This is a genomic window from Marichromatium sp. PS1, from assembly GCF_041155115.1.
In the GTDB taxonomy this organism is placed as follows: Bacteria; Pseudomonadota; Gammaproteobacteria; order Chromatiales; family Chromatiaceae; genus Marichromatium; species Marichromatium gracile.
In genome coordinates, this window is the sequence record NZ_BAAFHB010000002.1 from 893,343 (window position 1) to 911,474 (window position 18,132).

The 18,132-nt window shown below is 66.7% G+C and carries 14 protein-coding genes and 3 tRNA genes; 9 read left to right on the forward strand and 8 right to left on the reverse strand.

Annotation, left to right across the window (positions count from 1 at the left end; all coding sequences use genetic code 11):
* Nucleotides 1-64 precede the first annotated feature (64 nt).
* From pncC to ACAM26_RS05390, 8 genes are all read left to right on the forward strand, one after another.
* On the forward strand, nucleotides 65-574 hold the full coding sequence (gene pncC / locus ACAM26_RS05355) for a nicotinamide-nucleotide amidase (protein ID WP_123139463.1): 510 nt from the start codon (nucleotides 65-67) through the stop codon (nucleotides 572-574).
* The gene (gene thpR, locus ACAM26_RS05360) at nucleotides 567-1,109 is read left to right on the forward strand and encodes an RNA 2',3'-cyclic phosphodiesterase (protein WP_123142258.1); all 543 of its coding nucleotides are present in this window, start codon (nucleotides 567-569) and stop codon (nucleotides 1,107-1,109) included. The genes pncC and thpR overlap by 8 nt, the downstream gene beginning before the upstream one ends.
* Nucleotides 1,110-1,224: 115 nt before the next feature.
* A complete protein-coding gene (gene recA / locus ACAM26_RS05365; protein WP_062275572.1) occupies nucleotides 1,225-2,259 on the forward strand; it encodes a recombinase RecA in 1,035 nt (344 codons plus the stop codon).
* An 83-nt stretch (nucleotides 2,260-2,342) separates the two neighbouring features.
* Nucleotides 2,343-2,741 (forward strand): regulatory protein RecX, encoded by a 399-nt coding sequence (locus ACAM26_RS05370; protein WP_123139461.1) that lies wholly within the window; start codon nucleotides 2,343-2,345, stop codon nucleotides 2,739-2,741.
* 36 nt (nucleotides 2,742-2,777) lie between these two features.
* Entirely contained in the window at nucleotides 2,778-5,387 is a 2,610-nt protein-coding gene (gene alaS / locus ACAM26_RS05375) for an alanine--tRNA ligase (protein WP_369613240.1), read from the forward strand.
* Nucleotides 5,388-5,508: 121 nt separating this feature from the next.
* On the forward strand, nucleotides 5,509-6,738 hold the full coding sequence (locus tag ACAM26_RS05380) for an aspartate kinase (protein ID WP_123139459.1): 1,230 nt from the start codon (nucleotides 5,509-5,511) through the stop codon (nucleotides 6,736-6,738).
* A gap of 471 nt (nucleotides 6,739-7,209) precedes the next feature.
* Nucleotides 7,210-7,428, forward strand: a complete 219-nt coding sequence (gene csrA, locus ACAM26_RS05385) for a carbon storage regulator CsrA (RefSeq protein WP_005224038.1) — start codon at nucleotides 7,210-7,212, stop codon at nucleotides 7,426-7,428.
* 156 nt (nucleotides 7,429-7,584) lie between these two features.
* A tRNA-Ser gene (locus ACAM26_RS05390) sits at nucleotides 7,585-7,677 on the forward strand.
* Nucleotides 7,678-7,756: 79 nt separating this feature from the next.
* On the opposite strand, the gene ACAM26_RS05395 is transcribed toward ACAM26_RS05390, so the two are convergent.
* The 7 genes from ACAM26_RS05395 to ACAM26_RS05425 all read right to left on the reverse strand — a co-directional run bounded on the left by ACAM26_RS05395 (nucleotide 7,757) and on the right by ACAM26_RS05425 (nucleotide 16,021).
* Nucleotides 7,757-8,194 carry a CoA-binding protein gene (locus tag ACAM26_RS05395; RefSeq protein ID WP_123139458.1) on the reverse strand — a complete coding sequence of 146 codons (438 nt, stop codon included), beginning with the start codon at nucleotides 8,192-8,194 and terminating at the stop codon, nucleotides 7,757-7,759.
* A gap of 147 nt (nucleotides 8,195-8,341) precedes the next feature.
* Nucleotides 8,342-9,205, reverse strand: a complete 864-nt coding sequence (locus ACAM26_RS05400) for a universal stress protein (RefSeq protein ID WP_062275565.1) — start codon at nucleotides 9,203-9,205, stop codon at nucleotides 8,342-8,344.
* 17 nt (nucleotides 9,206-9,222) lie between these two features.
* Nucleotides 9,223-10,701: a SulP family inorganic anion transporter gene (locus tag ACAM26_RS05405; RefSeq protein ID WP_223806061.1), complete on the reverse strand. Its 1,479-nt coding sequence runs from the start codon at nucleotides 10,699-10,701 to the stop codon at nucleotides 9,223-9,225.
* Nucleotides 10,702-11,757: 1,056 nt separating this feature from the next.
* Nucleotides 11,758-13,254 (reverse strand): avidin/streptavidin family protein, encoded by a 1,497-nt coding sequence (locus ACAM26_RS05410; RefSeq protein ID WP_369613241.1) that lies wholly within the window; start codon nucleotides 13,252-13,254, stop codon nucleotides 11,758-11,760.
* Nucleotides 13,251-14,708: a diguanylate cyclase gene (locus ACAM26_RS05415; protein WP_190288034.1), complete on the reverse strand. Its 1,458-nt coding sequence runs from the start codon at nucleotides 14,706-14,708 to the stop codon at nucleotides 13,251-13,253. Before ACAM26_RS05415 ends, ACAM26_RS05410 begins: the two co-directional genes overlap by 4 nt.
* Nucleotides 14,709-15,014: 306 nt before the next feature.
* A tRNA-Ala gene (locus tag ACAM26_RS05420) sits at nucleotides 15,015-15,090 on the reverse strand.
* Nucleotides 15,091-15,208: 118 nt separating this feature from the next.
* Nucleotides 15,209-16,021: an inner membrane protein YpjD gene (locus ACAM26_RS05425; RefSeq protein WP_062275559.1), complete on the reverse strand. Its 813-nt coding sequence runs from the start codon at nucleotides 16,019-16,021 to the stop codon at nucleotides 15,209-15,211.
* 466 nt (nucleotides 16,022-16,487) lie between these two features.
* On the opposite strand from ACAM26_RS05425, the gene ffh reads away from it, so the two are divergent.
* Nucleotides 16,488-17,900 carry a signal recognition particle protein gene (gene ffh, locus ACAM26_RS05430; RefSeq protein WP_123139455.1) on the forward strand — a complete coding sequence of 471 codons (1,413 nt, stop codon included), beginning with the start codon at nucleotides 16,488-16,490 and terminating at the stop codon, nucleotides 17,898-17,900.
* Between the two features lie 99 nt (nucleotides 17,901-17,999).
* Here ffh and ACAM26_RS05435 read toward each other — a convergent pair.
* Nucleotides 18,000-18,074: transfer RNA gene (locus ACAM26_RS05435), tRNA-Glu, on the reverse strand.
* Nucleotides 18,075-18,132: the final 58 nt, after the last annotated feature.

An 18,132-nucleotide genomic window follows, 5' to 3' on the forward strand; every position in this document is an offset into this window, starting at 1 on the left:
CGGCCGATGCTTTCCACCCCGACAAGGATTGCCCGGCGAGTCGAGCTGGGCGACACTCCGTACCATGGACGATGTAAATGATTCTCCCGCCCTGGAGGTGCTCGCTCGTCGTCTGGGCGAGGCGTTGCGCGCGCGTGGCTGGCAGCTGGCGACGGCCGAGTCCTGTACCGGCGGCTGGGTGGCCAAGGTGATGACCGATGTCGCCGGCAGCAGCGCCTGGTTCGAGCGCGGCTTCATCACCTATTCCAATGACGCCAAGCGCGAGCTGCTCGGGGTCTCGGACGACGCGCTCGAGCGCTATGGCGCGGTGAGCGAGCGGGTGGTCGCCGAGATGGTGAGCGGCGCGCTCGCCCGCAGTCGCGCCGAGGTTGCGGTGGCGGTCAGTGGCATCGCCGGGCCGGGTGGCGGTACGGCCGACAAGCCGGTCGGTACCGTGTGGTTCGCCTGGGGCTTTCCCGGCGAGGGCCCGACGGCGCGCTGTCTGTGTTTCGAGGGCGATCGTGAGACGGTGCGCGAGCAGGCGGTGCGCGCTGCGCTGTTGGGCCTGCTCGGCGGCCTCGGTGCCGATGGCTGAGCGCTGGTTCTTCGCGCTCTGGCCGGAGCCGGCGCTGCGTCAGGCGCTGCTCGGGCGCATGCCGTGCTGGCTGCCGCCGGGTGGGCGCGCGACCCACGGCGAGGATCTGCACCTGACGCTGGTCTTTCTCGGTGCGTTGACGCCGCCGCAGCTCGATGCGGTGAGCGCGGCGGCACAGCAGGTCGCGGCGGCGCCCTTCGAGCTGGTGCTCGATCGGTTGGGTCATTTCGCGCGTGCCGGCGCGGCCTGGTGCGCGCCGCAGCGGGTGCCGGAGTCGCTGCTGGCGTTGCAGTTGGCGCTGGTCGAGGCGCAGTGCGCCTGTGGCTTGACCCCGGAGCCGCGGTCCTATCGGCCGCACCTGACGCTGGCGCGTCGCAGCACGGCGCCGCGGGCGGCGTTCGGGGCGCCGCTGCGCTGGCCGGTGCGCGAGTTCGTGCTCGCTCGCAGCGTTCCGGGGTGTGTGCCGCGCTATCGGGTCGAGCGGCGCTGGTCGCTGCGTCCCGGCTATGACTTGAGCATGCCGCCTATGCGATAATCAGCGATGATTCGCGCGGCCCGCTCGAAAGATCACGAGACACGAACCGACCGACACGCGATCGCCCCGGGCGACGCGCGGCGGGCGGCTGCGCTCAAGAGTTGACGGAGATCCAATGGACGACAATCGCAAGAAGGCGTTGGCCGCCGCGCTGACCCAGATCGAGAAGCAGTTCGGCAAGGGCTCGGTGATGCGCATGGGCGATGCCGGCGCGGTGCGCAACATCGAGGCGATCTCCACCGGTTCGCTGGGGCTGGACATCGCCCTCGGCATCGGCGGCCTGCCCAAGGGGCGGGTGGTCGAGATCTACGGCCCCGAGTCCTCGGGCAAGACCACCCTCACCCTGCACGTGGTCGCCGAGGTACAGAAGCTCGGCGGCACCGCGGCCTTCGTCGATGCCGAGCACGCGCTCGACCCGGTCTATGCCGAGAAGCTCGGGGTGCAGATGGAGGACCTGCTGGTGTCGCAGCCCGACACCGGCGAGCAGGCGCTCGAGATCACCGACATGCTGGTGCGCTCGGGGGCGGTCGACGTGGTGATCGTCGACTCGGTCGCGGCGCTCACCCCCAAGGCCGAGATCGAGGGCGAGATGGGTGACTCGCACGTCGGTCTGCAGGCGCGGCTGATGTCGCAGGCGCTGCGCAAGCTCACCGGCAACATCAAGCGCTCCAACTGTCTGGTGGTCTTCATCAACCAGATCCGCATGAAGATCGGGGTGATGTTCGGCTCGCCCGAGACCACCACCGGCGGCAACGCGCTCAAGTTCTACTCCTCGGTGCGGCTCGACATCCGTCGTATCGGCAGCATCAAGAAGAGCGACGAGGTGGTCGGCAGCGAGACCAAGGTCAAGGTGGTCAAGAACAAGGTCGCGCCGCCGTTCAAGCAGGTCGAGTTCGATATCCTCTACGGCCAGGGGATCTCGCGCGAGGGCGAGATCATCAGCCTGGGCGTGGCCGAGGGCATCGTCGACAAATCCGGCGCCTGGTACAGTTACCAGGGCAATCGCATCGGCCAGGGCAAGGACAACGTCCGCGCCTTCCTCTGCGAGAACCCCGAGCTGGCCCAGGAGATCGAGGCGAAGATCCGCGCCAAGCTGTTGCCCCAGCCGAGCGAGGCGACGGCCGAGGCCGTCGCCCCGGCGGAGGACTGATCCTGGACGATCACCCTGCCAGCACCCTCCTTGATGCCGACCTGCTCGCCGAGATCGAGCGGGCGGCGCTACGTCTGCTCGCCATGCGCGAGCACTCGCGGCTGGAGCTCTCGCGCAAGCTCGTCTCGCGCGGCTTCGAGGTCGCTGCCCTCGCCCCCGTGCTCGATCGGCTCGAGGCCGAGGGCGCGCTCGACGAGTCGCGTCTGGTCGAGCGCTATGTCGCCGAGCGGGTGGAGAAGGGCTTCGGGCCGCTGCGCATCCAGGCCGAGTTGAACGACAAGGGTGTGGCCGATACCTTGATCGAGCCCCAGTTACGGCACCTGCGCGAGGCGTGGCCGGAGCATCTCGCCGCGCTCCATGCGCGCCGCTTCGGTGATGCGCCTCCCGCCGATCGTGCCAGCTATGCCAAGCGCGCACGCTTTCTGACGCGGCGCGGTTTCCCCACGGACATGGTCCGGCGCCTGCTGCGCTGGAACGACTGACCGAACCGCCCGCGCGGTTCATTCGAGAACTCCCACATGACTACGAGTGCAGAGCTTCGAGCGAGCTTCCTTGATTATTTCGCGCAACGCCAGCATGAGCAGGTGCCCTCCAGCCCGCTGGTACCCGCCAATGATCCGACCCTGCTGTTCACCAACGCCGGAATGGTCCAGTTCAAGGATGTCTTCCTCGGTCGCGAGCGGCGGGGCTATTCGCGGGCGGTCACCGCGCAGCGCTGTGTGCGTGCCGGCGGCAAGCACAACGACCTCGAGAACGTCGGCTACACCGCCCGGCATCACACCTTCTTCGAGATGCTCGGCAACTTCAGCTTCGGTGACTACTTCAAGCGCGAGGCGATCGGCTTCGCCTGGCAGTATCTGACCGGCGAGCTGGGGCTGCCCGCCGAGCGGCTGTGGGTGACCGTCTACGAGGACGACGACGAGGCCGCCGACATCTGGCTCAAGGAGGTCGGGGTGTCGGCCGAGCGCTTCTCGCGCTGCGGCGCCAAGGACAACTTCTGGTCGATGGGCGACACCGGCCCCTGCGGTCCGTGCTCGGAGATCTTCTACGATCACGGTCCCGAGGTCGCCGGCGGTCCCCCTGGCTCGCCCGACGAGGACGGCGACCGCTACGTCGAGATCTGGAACCTGGTGTTCATGCAGTTCAACCGCGACGCCGAGGGCAACATGACCCCGCTGCCGCGTCCCTCGGTCGATACCGGCATGGGGCTCGAGCGTCTCGCCGCGGTGCTCCAGGGCGTGCACAGCAACTACGACATCGATCTGTTCCGCAATCTCATCGCCGCCGCCGCCGAGGCGACCGGCTGCGAGGATCTCGGCGACAAGTCGCTGCGGGTGATCGCCGATCACATCCGCTCGAGCGCCTTCCTCATCGTCGACGGGGTCACCCCGGGCAACGAGGGGCGCGGCTATGTGCTGCGCCGGATCATGCGTCGCGCGATCCGTCACGGCTATCGTCTCGGCCAGTCGCAACCCTTCTTCCATCGTCTGGTGGCGGCGCTGGTCGCCGAGATGGGTGCGGCCTATCCCGAGCTGGTGGCGGCGCAGGCGCACGTCGAGCGGATCGTGCTGCTCGAGGAGGAGCGCTTCGCCGAGACCCTCGAGCACGGTATGCGCATCCTCGACGAGGCGATCGCCGGGCTCGCAGGCGAGCGCACCATCCCCGGCGAGACGGTGTTCAAGCTTTATGACACCTACGGCTTCCCCACCGACCTGACCGCCGACATCGCCCGTGAGCGCGGGCTCGGCGTCGACCTCGAGGGCTTCGAGGCGGCGATGGCCGACCAGAAGGCGCGTGCCCGTGCGGCCAGTCAGTTCAGCGGTGGGCAGGACGTCGAGATCGATCTCCAGGGCGAGACCGAGTTCCGCGGCTACGAACGCTGCGAGGACGAGGCCACGGTGGTCGCGCTCTATCGCGACGGCGAGTCCTGCGACTCGCTGGGTGCCGGCGAGCGCGGCATGGTGATCCTCGACCTCACCCCCTTCTACGGCGAGTCCGGCGGCCAGGTCGGCGACCGTGGCTGGATCGCGAGTAGCGGCGGGCGCTTCGAGGTCACCGACACCCTGAAGAAGAGCGGCGCCCTGGTCTGCCACCTCGGCGAGCTGCGCGAGGGCGAGCTGCACGTCGGTGACGCGGTGCGCGCCGAGGTCGACGCCGAGCGGCGTCGCGCCATCGCGCTCAACCACTCGGCCACCCATCTGCTCCACGCGGCGCTGCGCCGGGTGCTCGGCGAGCACGTGCAGCAGAAGGGCTCGCTGGTCGGTCCCGAGCGGCTGCGCTTCGACTTCTCGCACTTCGAGCCGGTCTCGCGCGAGCAGTTGCGCGAGATCGAGCGCCTGGTCAACAGCCAGATCCGCGCCAATCACCTGGTCGAGACCCGCATCATGAGCCTGGAGGACGCCAAGGCCTCCGGGGCGATGGCGCTGTTCGGCGAGAAGTATGCCGATCAGGTGCGGGTGCTGCGGATGGGCGAGTTCTCGGTCGAGCTCTGTGGCGGTACGCACGTCAAGGCGGTCGGTGACATCGGTCTGATGAAGATCGTCTCCGAGGCCGGTATCGCCTCCGGGGTGCGCCGCATCGAGGCGGTGACCGGCGCCGGGGCGCTCGACTGGGTCGAGGCCGACGAGTCGCGGGTGCTGCGTATCGCCGGGCTGCTCAAGGGTGCCCGCGAGGACGTCGACGAGCGTGTCGAGCAGCTGCTCGAGCGCAGCCGTCGGCTGGAGAAGGAGCTCGAGCAGCTCAAGTCCAAGCTCGCCAGCGCCGCCGGTCAGGACCTCGCCGCCCAGGCCGAGGAGATCGCCGGGGTGCGGGTGCTCGCCGCCGAACTCGAGGGCGCTGATCCCAAGGGGCTGCGTGAGACGGTCGACCAGCTCAAGGACAAGCTCGGCTCGGCGGTGATCGTGCTCGCCACCGTCGCCGAGGGCAAGGTCGCGCTGGTCGCCGGCGTCACCAAGGATCTCACCGGCCAGTTCAAGGCCGGTGAGCTGATCCGCGAGGTCGCGGCCAAGGTCGGCGGCAAGGGCGGCGGTCGGCCCGACATGGCGCAGGCCGGGGGCAGCGACCCCGATGCATTGCCCGAGGCGCTGGCGCTGGTGCGCGACTGGGTCGCGCAGCGCAGCGCCGCCTGATGCGGCAATCGGGCCGGGATCCCCGGCCCATCACCGGGGACCGTCGGGCGGCATCGCGTCGCCGACGGTCCCATCGTTTCAATCGGGGAGACCTGAAAGACGTGCTTGGCAGGAGTAGTCGATGGCGCTGATCGTCCAGAAATACGGCGGGACGTCGGTCGGGAGTGTGGAGCGTATCCAGGCGGTGGCCGATCGGGTCAAGCGCTGGCGCGACCAGGGTAATCAGGTGGTGGTGGTGGTCTCGGCGATGTCCGGCGAGACCGACCGACTGATGGGCCTGGCCAGACAGATCCAGATGCGGCCCGAGCCGCGCGAACTCGATGTGCTGCTTTCCACCGGTGAGCAGGTCACCATCGCGCTGTTGAGCATGGCGCTGGCCGCGCGCGGCTGTCCGGCGCGCTCCTACACCGGCGCTCAGGTGCACATCCTCACCGACAGCGTGCACAACAAGGCGCGCATCCGCGACATCGATGCGGCGCGTGTCGGCGCCGATCTGGAGGCCGGGCGCGTGGTGGTGGTCGCCGGGTTCCAGGGGGTCGACGAGAGCGGTGACATCACCACCCTCGGACGCGGTGGCTCGGATACCTCGGCGGTGGCGATCGCCGCCGCGCTCAAGGCCGACGAGTGCCAGATCTATACCGATGTCGACGGTGTCTACACCACCGATCCGCGGGTCGAACCCAAGGCGCGCAAGCTCGACCGCATCACCTTCGAGGAGATGCTGGAGATGGCCAGTCTCGGCTCCAAGGTGTTGCAGATCCGCTCGGTGGAGTTCGCCGGCAAGTACCAGGTCCCCCTGCGCGTGCTCTCCAGCTTCGGCGAGGGCGAGGGCACGCTGATTACCTTCGAGGAAGATGAAGTGGAAGACGCAAAGATCGCCGGCATCGCCTTCAGCCGTGACGAGGCCAAGCTGACCATCCTCGGCGTGCCCGACCGTCCCGGTGTGGCGCACGAGATCCTCGGCGAGATCGCGGCGGCCAACATCGAGGTCGACATGATCATCCAGAACGTCGCCGCCGAGGAGGCGACGACGGACTTCACCTTCACCGTCCAGCGCGGCGACTATGCGCGGGCGCTGGAGATCCTGCAGGCGCGCGCCGAGGCGCTGGGCGCGCGTCAGGTGCTCGGCGACGAGCAGATCGTCAAGATCTCGCTGGTCGGCGTCGGCATGCGCAGTCATGCCGGGATCGCCAGTCGGATGTTCGAGACCCTGGCGCGCGAGGGGATCAACATCCGCATGATCTCGACCTCCGAGATCAAGATTTCGGTGGTGGTCGACGAGCGCTATCTCGAACTCGGCGTGCGCGCGCTGCACGACGCCTTCGGTCTGGATCAGGGCGGCGAGGTCTAGGCTCGCGGCAATCCTGCTGCCGCACCGCCGGGTCTCGGCGGGGCGGCATGTCTCCGAGGTCGGAGAGGGCGGCACGTGATGGATCGATCGCAATCCGGTCGGGGGCGTGCCGACCGCGCCTCTCCGCTTTTTGTCGATCTCCATGAACGGCGTCTCGTCGCTGCAGCCGTGGGACGTCTATGCTGGCGCTGCGCGGTCGAGAGCGTGAGCGGTCGTGCGACGGTGGCTACCAGTCATCGGGAACCCAACGGATTTCGCCTTGGATTCACGCACAAGAGACAAATGTCAATGAACCTGAGCAAATTGCCATGGAATCGCCGTGGCAGTTGCTAAGCTTCCGTCATGGGGCATGGGGTCCCGGGCGGAATCGGGTGTAAACACCCGCCGGATGACGCCGCAGGAGTCGGGTTGAGTCGCCGGTTTGGGTATTACCATCAAGCTGGAAAGGGAAACTAAAGGGAGAACGTAGCGATGTTGATCTTGACTCGTCGGGTCGGCGAAACCCTCATGGTTGGTGACGAAGTCACCGTTACAGTCCTTGGCGTCAAGGGCAATCAGGTGCGCATCGGTGTCAACGCTCCGCGTGACGTCGCGGTCCACCGTGAAGAGATCTACGAGCGCATCAAGCGCGAACAGGCCGAGACCACCCCGGGTGTCGCGGTGGTCGATCAGGGTGGCCAGATCGAGTGATTGGCAACCGGGTAAAGAGTGGGTTATAATCACTCGCCCAAGCACGATAGCCCCTGATCGACGCGTCGAATGGCTAAAGGGGTCCTGTGACCCGGTGTATCTTCCAGATCCCGGGTCATCGCACGAGGCGGTTATGCAAAACCGTTGCTCATGCATGGAGAGATGGCCGAGTGGCTGAAGGCGCTCCCCTGCTAAGGGAGTATGGGGTTAATAGCTCCATCGAGGGTTCGAATCCCTCTCTCTCCGCCACACACCGAAAAACCCCGCGTGGTCTCGACCACGCGGGGTTTTTTGTTGTCCGCACCTTGGTGTTGGACACCGTCCGTTCTCAGTACTTGCCAAGCGCCTTCATGATCAGCTTGTGGATGCTGTGATAGGTCAGCCCGGGCTTGAGATACATCACCGCGCAGGTCCCTGTGCGCAGGTTGATACCGCGCTCCCTGGCCGTTGCCACGGCCTCGGGGGTGTCGTGCGCCATATGGATCCAGACATCCTTGATGCCGGCGTCGGCGGCGCGCGCCACCCAGTCGGCGCACTCCTGTTTCGGGGTCTCGATGATCAGGCCCTCGACCGCGCCCGGCAACGATGCCAGGTCGGCGAAGCTCGGATCGCCGTCGATCTCGCTGGTGCTGGGGTCGACGGCATAGACGGTCTTGCCGAGCTTCTTGAGTCGACGATAACTGAGGATGGGGAAGGGTTTGTTCGCCGAGCGCCCGACGAGCGCGAAGCTGCCGAGCTGGAAGAAGGTCTCGTGATTCGATGCCATGCTGATGCTCCAATGCCTGGGGGGAGCGCGAGCCGTCCGTGGGTCGGTGGGGTCGCGCGTGCCTGGGGACGATCTCTCCGTGCAGATCGTTGGGCGCACTCTAGAGCGTGGAGTGGGGCCGCGTCCTTGCGGCTCGTCAACCCGGACTCAGCGCATCAGCAGAGTGGGGATGCGCGCCGAGCGCAGCAGGTCGGTGGTCTTGCTGCCGAAGAGCAGGGTGCGCAGCGGTGAATGGGCATAGGCGCCCATGATCAGCAGGTCGATGTCCTGGGCGATCACGGTCTGGGCGATGACGCTCTCGGCGTCGCCCGGGATCAGCCAGGCGGGGGCATCGAAGCCGGCGGACTCGAGCCGTTGGCGTGCCCAGTCGAGCTGCTTGCGCGCATCGCCACGGGCCTTGCCCGACATCAGCAGGTGCACGGTGAGCCCCTGGAACAGCGGGCTCGCGGCGACCATCTCGACGCCCTGACGGGTGGCGGCGCTGCCGTCGAAGGCGACCATCACCCGTTGCGGCTCCTTGAATCCCTCGGTGACGGTGAGGATCGGGCGGTGCAGTGCGCGCACCATGCGCTCGACGTTGCGCCCGAGATCGCGCTGGGTGGTCTCGGCAGCGGTGCCGCGCCGCCCGAGCACGAACAGCCGTACCCCGTCCTCCTGCTCGACCAGGGTCTCTTCGAGCGCGCCGTGACGCTGGCGGATGTCGGGCGAGGGGACTCCGGCAGCGGTGGCGCGCTCGCGCAGCCGGTTGAGAAACAGCCGGCCGCGCTCGCGGGCGTCGCGGCTGCGGGTCTCGTCCTGGTTCGATAGCTCGGTGAGCAGCGTCTCCTGGGCGCCGATGCCGATCGCGCCGCTGTGGTCGACGCCGGTGGCGATCTCGGGGTGACGGCTGAGGATGTGGAGGAACTCCAGCGGCGCATTCATGCGCTGCGCCGCCCAGGCGGCATAGTCGGCGACATAGTCGGCGAAGCGCGACTGGTCGACACAGGCCAGGATCTTCTCGTCAGTATGCATCTTGCTGTCTTCCTTCCTCAGTGACCCATGAGCTGTTCGACGGCCTCGGGCTTGTCGTGCTCCGCGAAGCGATCGACCATGGTCGCGCTCGCCTCGTTGAGCCCGATCACCTCGACCTCGGTGCCCTCGCGGCGGAACTTCAACACCACCTTATCGAGTGCGCTGACCGCGGTGATGTCCCAGAAGTGCGCGCGGCTGACGTCGATGCGCACCCGCTCGATCACCTCCTTGAAGTCGAACGAGGCGACGAAGCGTTCGGCCGAGGCGAAGAACACCTGACCGACCACCCGATAGGCGCGGACCCGACCCTCGTCCTCGGCGTGCGAGCCGACATAGAGCACCTTGCCCACCTTGTGGGCGAAGAAGAAGCCCGAGAGCAGCACCCCGACCAGCACGCCCTGAGCCAGGTCATGGGTGGCGACGACCACCGCCACGGTGGCGATCATCTCGATGCTGGAACTCTTGGGATGTTCGCGCAGGTTGCGGATCGAGGCCCAGTTGAAGGTGCCGATCGAGACCATGATCATCACCGCCACCAGCGCGGCCATCGGGATCTGCGCCACCCAGTCGCCGGCGAAGACCACCAGCATCAGCAGCACGACGCCGGCCGTCAGGGTCGAGAGCCGGCCGCGCCCCCCCGACTTCACGTTGATCACCGACTGACCGATCATCGCACAGCCGGCCATGCCGCCGAGAAAACCCGAGGCGATGTTGGCCGTACCCTGGCCGACGCACTCGCGATTCTTGTTGCTCGACGAGTCGGTGAGATCGTCGACGATCGAGGCGGTCATCATCGACTCGAGCAGACCGACCGCCGCCAGGGTGAGCGAGACCGGGAAGATGATCGCCAGGGTCTCGAGGTTGAGCGGCACCTCGGGGAGCAGGAAGATCGGCAGGGTGTCGGGCAGCTCGCCCATGTCGCCGACGGTACGGATGTCGAGCCCGAGGGCGATCGAGACTGCGGTGAGCACCACGATGGTGATCAGCGGTGAGGGCACGGCGCGGGTCAGGTAGGGGAAGAGATAGATGATCCCCAGCCCGGCGGCGACCATCGCATAGACCTCCCAGGGCATGCCGATCAGCTCCGGGAGCTGGGCCATGAAGATCAGGATCGCCAGGGCGTTGACGAAGCCGGTGATCACCGAGCGCGAGACGAAGCGCATCAGTGAGCCCAGGCGCAACCAGCCGGCAAGGATCTGCAGCACGCCGGTGAGGATGGTGGCGGCGAGCAGGTACTGCAGCCCGTGATCCTTCACCAGGGTGACCATCACCAGCGCCATGGCGCCGGTGGCCGCCGAGATCATCCCCGGTCGACCGCCGGCGAAGGCGATCACGGTGGCGATGCAGAAGGAGGCATAGAGCCCGACCTTGGGGTCGACACCGGCGATGATCGAGAAGGCGATCGCCTCCGGGATCAGCGCCAGCGCGACCACCAGGCCGGCGAGCAGGTCGTTCTTGACGTTCGACAGCCAGTCCTGACGTATGGCGTTCATCATCGGCGGTTCCGTGGTTGGTGCGCGACGGCCGGACCCGGTGCGGAGCTGAGGCCGCCGGTCCAGCCGTCATGGCGGTGACTGTGATGCATCGAGACGGCTTGCCCCGGTCGCCAGCGACGGCCGAGGTCTGGGGGACGGCGAGTGCCCGGTGCCGGAATCAGTAAGCCCGGCTCGACCTCGGCCGCCGGTGCGGGCATCGGGCCGATCAGGTCTCGTCTGGTGGCATTATGAATGGACAGTCCGCGGACAGGGTGGCCGCGTGGATGACCTCGGCGCGGACGCGGGAGGCCGGGTCGTCTCGAAGGGCGGGCATTATACGGAGCCTGTTGCGATGCAACAAGCGGGCGAGGCCCAAGCTACCAGCTACCAGCTACCAGCTACCAGCTACCAGCTACCAAGAGGATTGAACCGCAAAGCCGCGAAGAATGCGAAGAACGCGAAGAGAAGGACGGCTTTGCGTGCGGAGAGCTGGCTTGTTTCGTACCGCCGCTGTTTTGCTGGCCTGACTTGAGCCCGTTTGCTGAAGGCTGGGCTGGCGCCCATGACCTGAAGGCCGCGAGTTGTACCTTGTCGTAACGGCGGGAGATGCCGGCCTACTGGACTGGAGGCTGATGGCTGAAAGCTGATCACTCTTTTCCGCGGATGCGCCTCCAGCGGCCAGCTGACAGCCGCCAGTGTGGAGGTTGCGCCCATGACCTGGAAGCCGTGGGTTGTACCTTGCCGTAACGGCGGGAGAAGCCGGCCTACTGGTGGCTGACGGCTGACGGCTGACGGCTGACGGCTGACGGCTGATCGCCCTTTTCCGCGAATCAGCCGCCAGCTACCAGCCGCCAGTGGGGAGTGGTGCCGCTGCCGGGACCTCGTCTCCATCACGTCTTCTTCGCGGCCTTCGCGGCTTTGCGGTTCGAATCAGCTTCCAGCGATCAGCCTCCAGCCTCCAGCCTCCAGCAGGGGAGGCTGGTGTGCATGATCGACGGTTGACGGGCAAGACGGTATCTCGCGGCTTTGCGGTTCAAACTTCCTGGCGGCTGGCGGCTGGCGGCTGGCGGCTGGCGGCTAGTCGCTGACGCGCTTGAAGGTCGAGGGATAGACGGCGGTGGCCATCCACTCCGGCATCTCCGGGGTGATGTCGCGCTGCAGCAGATAGCTGGTGGCGAGGGTCTCGACACCGTCGCGCAGCTGGACCGTGCCGACGAAGCCCGAGACCCAGTGCCAGGACGGATCGGGTTCGCCCTCGAGGCTGCGCCAGCTCACCGAGAAGGCGCAGCTGATCGAGTCGCCGGTGGGCTCCGGGTCGGCCACCCCGACTACCGGATAGACGCCGCTGGCGCCGGTGTCGGAGCGGTACTGGCCGCGAAAGGTGCCGTCGGCGGCGATGGTGCCGATCTCCAGGGTGGAGCCGAACTCGTTGCGCCAGATCCCGCTCGCGCTGAGCGAGGCGCGGCGTGGCTGGGCGAGTGCGACCATGCGCTGACCGGCGGGGTTGGGATCGAACACGAAGACGCTGTAGAGGCGGTCGAGGAACAGCGATCCGGCCACCAGCAGCTCGTCGGGGAGTCCTTCGAGGTACTGCACCCCGACCTCCCAGCCGCCGTTGAGCGGCATGAAGTAGTCCGCGGGCGCGAGCCGGTAGTTGGTGTCGCCGAGCTGCAGTCGTAGCTCCGGATAGTCGGCGAGCGCTGCCGGATCGCTGACCCGCAAGGGGCGGCGACCGCGATCGGTGATCGCCGAGAGCATCCGCGCGATGATGGCCCGTCCACCCTTGATGCAGGACGAGCCGGTGTCGAGTGCCAGCGGCAGTGCGCCGCCCAGGGTCTCGCCGCCGACCTGCAGCTGGTCCAGACGTACCGTCCAGAGATAGTGCAGCTCGCCACTGATCGGGATCACCGGCAGGAGTTCGAGCGTGTCGGGATCGAAACGATCGGGTTCGACCGCGCCCATCAGGCAGCGTCCCTCGCCGCGCTCCGGGTCGAACCGGAAGGCAGCGATGGCGTGGTCGATCAATCCCTGTTTGCGCAACTGCTCGAGCAGCGCGCTCGGGGTGTCGCAGGGTACCGCAGGGATGCCGAGCCCGCCGTCGCAGGCCAGTCCGCCGAACTGTGCGCCGTCGTAGCTGACGCTGAGATAGATCCGCATCGCCTCGTCGAGTGCGCACAGCCGGGTCTCACCCGAGCAGGTGCGCTCGAGGTGGCAGATGTCCTCGCCGAGTACCACGCCCATCGATCCCCAGGGGCCGAAGGGCACGGAGGCCGGTGGCTCGGCGCAGGCGCGGTAGCTGGTCGAGTGCTCGGGATCGAAGGACCGATGGGCCTGGCAGGCGTCGCTGGCGCAGCAGCTGGCGGTGATCCAGGTGTTGAGGGTGCCGGTGTCGAGCATGAAGCGCAGTGGTTGCGGCGGGGTGCCGAGGCCGAGGGTGGCGTACCACGGGGTCGCGCCATTGTCGGTCAGGGTGCCGCGCCGCAGTGCGAAGTCGATATGTGGCATCTGTCGGGCGGCGTGCGCGTCCATCCAGTCCGGCGCCGTGGCCGGGGTGAGTTCGAGGTGCTCGGTCATGCGGGAGACTCCGGGGGATGACAATCATTGGTCGGCGCGGGGGTGGCCAGGAGGACCCGATTGCGCCCCTGCTGCTTGGCGGCGTACATCGCCTGGTCGACCGCCTGGAACAGCGCCTTGGTCGTGGCTGCATGAGTGGGGTAGGTGGCCACGCCGACGCTGATGGTGATATTGATCGGGGTATGCTCGGGAATCTGCATCGGGGTTCGGGCCACCGTGTCGCAGAGTCGCTCGGCCATCTGCAGTGCCTCCTGGGTATCGCTCTCGGGTAGCACGATCGCCAGCTCTTCGCCGCCGTACCGGGCGATATAGTCGGCCGTCCGCACCTGCTCCTGGAGCAGGCTGGAGAGCTGGCGCAGCACCGCGTCGCCGGCAAGGTGGCCGAAACGGTCGTTGACCGACTTGAAGTGATCGACATCGATCCAGAGCAGGCCGACGGTGTGTTGGTAGCGGCGGGCGGTAACCAGTTCGGCGTCGAGCTGCTGCTCGAGTTCGCGTCTGTTGTAGAGCCCGGTGAGCGGGTCGCGGATAGCCATCTGCTCGAGCGTCTGCTCCATGCGCTTGCGCTCGCTGATGTCGATGAGGATACCTTCGAGGAAGTGGGTGCCGTCGATCTCGGCCGCCTGCCCTTGCTCCCAGACCCAGACATCGTGCCCGTCCTGGTGACGGATGCGGTACTCGATCGCGAAGGGTCGGCCTTCGGCCTGCGCGAGTGCGACCTCGCTGGCAACCTGCTCGCGATCATCGTCGTGGATGATGGCGGCGAAGGGGAGACATCGGTTGTTGATGAATTCCTCGGGGTCATAGCCGGTGAGTCGACGACACCCTTGGGAGACGAACGCCATCGTCCAGAGTGGCTCGTCATGACAGCGATAGGCCATGCCGGGGAGGTTCGCCATCAGGGTGGCCAGCTGGCGCTCGCGTTCGACCAGTGCCTTCTCGGCGCGCTTGTGTTCGGTGATGTCTCGACCGATGGCGATCAGGCCATTGATCTTGCCCTGCTCGTCGTACAGGCGCCCAGAGTTCCAGGTAATGATCTTGAAGGTACCATCCTTGGCGCGAATACGACTCTCGAAGCCGCTGACCACCTGGTCGCGGGCCAGCATGTCGTCGACCTTCGAGTAGACCTGGGCGCGATAGCCCGGGTCGGGATAGAGCCACTCCCAGATCTTGTGGTGGTTCAGCACCTCATCGCGACCGTAGCCGGTGATGCGTTCGGCGGCCTGGTTCCAGACGGTCACACGACCGTGTTCGTCAAGCACGTTGATCCAGACGTGTGCGGTGTCGATGATGCTTTCGCGGAACTGGCTGAGCATGCGCAGCTCGGTGCGCTGGGCGGTGTCCTGGAGGAGGTACTCGGTGTGGCGCTGGTGATTGTGGCGCAGCAGCATGAAGAGCGCGAGCGCGGTGGCAAGGACGAAGATCAAGTCCTTGCCGAGCTGAGCGTGACGCAACAGTTCGGAGTCCTGAAGCCAGGCTCCCAATGCCATGTCCGAGCAAAGGATCCAAGTCGCGCCGGCGATCGCATAGAGCAGCGCGGCTGTGGATGCCTTGCAGTATCCGGCCTCCGGCCCTTGCGGTTGTGCCATCCCGTTTCCCTGCACAATAAAGGCGATCCGTTAACGATAACGGGATCCTGGGCGCCGGCGCTACCGCGTTTGTAGAGTCAAAGTGTGGACGACAGCACAGCTGAGGGGAATGAATGAGTGCTGTGCGATTGGCCTGTCCCCAGGAAAGGGGTCGCGCCGTCGAGAGGAGGATGGTGGAGCCGAGGGGGATCGAACCCCTGACCTTCGCATTGCGAACGCGACGCTCTCCCAGCTGAGCTACGGCCCCGGAACGGTCGTCGATCGCACCATCGCGGGACGACCGACTAACGTACTCATTGTGCGCTCGATCCTGGGGCAAGGCAAGCCCCAGCGGGTGGGGCCTGCCTGTCACAGTGGAGACCGGCTCAGGACTGGAGGACCATCAGCTCGAGGACCGCCTTGCTGCCGAAGTAGGCAAGGATCAGCAGGGCGAAACCGCCCAGCGTCCAGACGATCGCGGTACGCCCCCGCCAGCCCTTGAGGAAGCGTCCGATCAGCAGGCCGCCGAAGAGCAACCAGGCGAGCACCGAGAGCACCGTCTTGTGCACCAGGTGCTGGGCGAACATGTCCTCGAGGAAGGCGAAGCCGCTGAGCAGCGCCAGGGTGAGCAGCACGAAGCCGGCGCTGATCATCTCGAACAGCAGGCTCTCCATGGTCTGCAGCGGCGGCAGGGTGCGGACGAAGCCGCCGGGCTGACGGCGGTGCAGGTGACGGTCCTGGATGGCAAGCAGGATCGCCTGGCCGGCGGCCAGGGTCAGCAGGCTGTAGGCGAGCATCGACAGCAGCACGTGGATCTTCAACGACCAGGAGGCGGTCGGGTGCATGAAGCTGACGTCGGTGAAGATTGCCGAGAGCATCAGGGTCAGGGCGGCCACCGGCAGCAGGATCAGTCCCAGGTTGTCGACCGGCTTGGTCAGGCTCGAGACCAGCAGCAGCGCGATCACGGTCCAGGAGGTGAGCGCCAGGGCATTGTAGAAACCGAGGTTGAGTCCGGCATGGCTGAAGATGGTCTCCCACAGCAGCCAGGCATGCAGTGCCGAGCCGAGGAAGCCGATGCCGAGCGCGAGCGCCCGTTGCGGGATCCAGCCATCCTTCGACTTGAACAGACGCAGCCCGATGAAGGCGGCGGCGACCAGGTAGCAGAGGGTGGCGGCGACGGAGAGAAGGGGATGGCTCATAGGTGGTACATTCGCAGAAGGCGTTGGGACGAATACGGCGCAGCTGGTGACATCCTTGCCGGCCTGTTAGATGGGCGGTTGCCGGGGTGCCTGGCGCTGGTCCTGGGCATGGCGGCAACCTGTCGGGCGCGGCGCGCGCGAGGGTGGCGCGTCACGGAGGCCGGGGCCGCCGTTGCGCCGATCGGCGCTCGAATCTTTCGGCACGATGATGTGTTGCATGGCCCAATCATGCCCTCGTGGTGGTGCGCTTGACAACGACGCGGACCGCCTCGGCCGCCGCCGGTGCGGCGCGAGCAACGGGGGCGGCGAGCCTTGCGGGGCGCCGCGCGCGGCGGGTCGGTTGCGGCGCTGGGCTGTAGAGTCCGCTGCAAACGCTGCATTATACTCGCAGGTTAAGCTGTAAGCCGTGGTGGCACGGGACTTTTCATCACCCGCGCCTGGCGCGGCAAAGACTTCGAGGCAGAGCATGTTCGAGAATCTCCAGGACCGGTTCGCCGGCGTCCTGAATAACCTGCGTGGTCAGGGGCGACTGACCGAGGACAACATCAAGGACGCGGTGCGCGAGGTGCGCATGGCCCTGCTCGAGGCGGACGTGGCCCTGCCGGTGGTACGTCGTTTCGTCGAGGAGGTGCGCGAGAAGGCGCTGGGCGAGACCGTATCAAAGAGTCTGACCCCTGGTCAGGTGCTGATCAAGATCGTCAACGACGAGCTGGTCTCGCTGATGGGCGAGGCCAACGAGTCGCTCGATCTCTCGGCGCAGCCGCCGGCGGTGGTGCTGATGGCCGGCCTGCAGGGCGCGGGCAAGACCACCAGTGTCGGCAAGCTCGCGCGCTGGTTGCAGGAGAAGCAGAAGAAGTCGGTGATGGTGGTCAGCTGTGACGTCTACCGCCCGGCGGCCATCGACCAGCTCGAGACCGTTGCCGGAGAGGTCGGCGCCGAGTTCTTCCCCAGCAGCGGCGAGCAGGATCCGGTCGAGATCGCCACTGCTGCGCTCGCCCAGGCGCGCAAGCGTTTCAAGGACGTGCTGATCGTCGACACCGCCGGTCGACTCCACGTCGACCCGGCGATGATGGACGAGATCAAGGCCGTCCACGCCGCGCTCGATCCGGTCGAGACCCTGTTCGTGGTCGACGCCATGACCGGTCAGGACGCGGCCAATACCGCCAAGGCCTTCGATGAGGCGTTGCCGCTGACCGGCGTGGTGCTGACCAAGACCGATGGTGATGCGCGCGGTGGCGCGGCGCTGTCGATCCGCCAGATCACCGGCAAGCCGATCAAGTTCCTCGGCACTGGCGAGCGCTCGACCGCGCTCGAGCCCTTCCATCCCGACCGCGTCGCCTCGCGCATCCTCGGCATGGGCGACGTGGTCTCGCTGGTCGAGGAGGTGCAGTCCAAGGTCGATCAGGATCAGGCCGAGAAGCTGGTGCGCAAGCTCAAGAAGGGCAAGGACTTCGACCTCGCCGACTTCAAGGAGCAGCTCGACCAGATGGTCAAGATGGGCGGCATGATGGGGCTGATGGACAAGCTGCCGGGGATGAACCAGGTCCCCGATCACCTCAAGGACAAGGCCAGCGACAAGGAGTTGGGCAAGCTGATCGCCATCATCAACTCGATGACCCCGCACGAGCGTCGTTTCCCGGCGCTGATCAAGGGTTCGCGCAAGCGGCGCATCGCTGCCGGTTCGGGGACCCAGGTGCAGGATGTGAACAAGCTGCTCAAGCAGTTCACCCAGATGCAGAAGATGATGAAGAAGATGAAGGGCGGCGGCATGGCCAAGATGATGCGCGCCATGCAGGGCAAGATGCCCGGCGGCTTCCCCGGTGGCGGCGGTGGTTTCCCGCCCGGCGGCATGCCCCCGGGGGGCGGTTTCCCGATGTAGCCGCTGTCGACCGGGGCGATGGGCATTGCCCCGGTTCGAGCCAGAAGGCGGGCATGAAAAAAGGGGTCTTGCGAAGGCAAGACCCCTTTTTCGTAAAGGTGGCGCTCCCTAGGGGATTCGAACCCCTGTTACCGGCGTGAGAGGCCGACGTCCTAACCACTAGACGAAGGGAGCGGCGCAGCAAAGAAGCGCGTATTATACCGGGATCAGGTAAGAGTACAAGCGTCTGTTA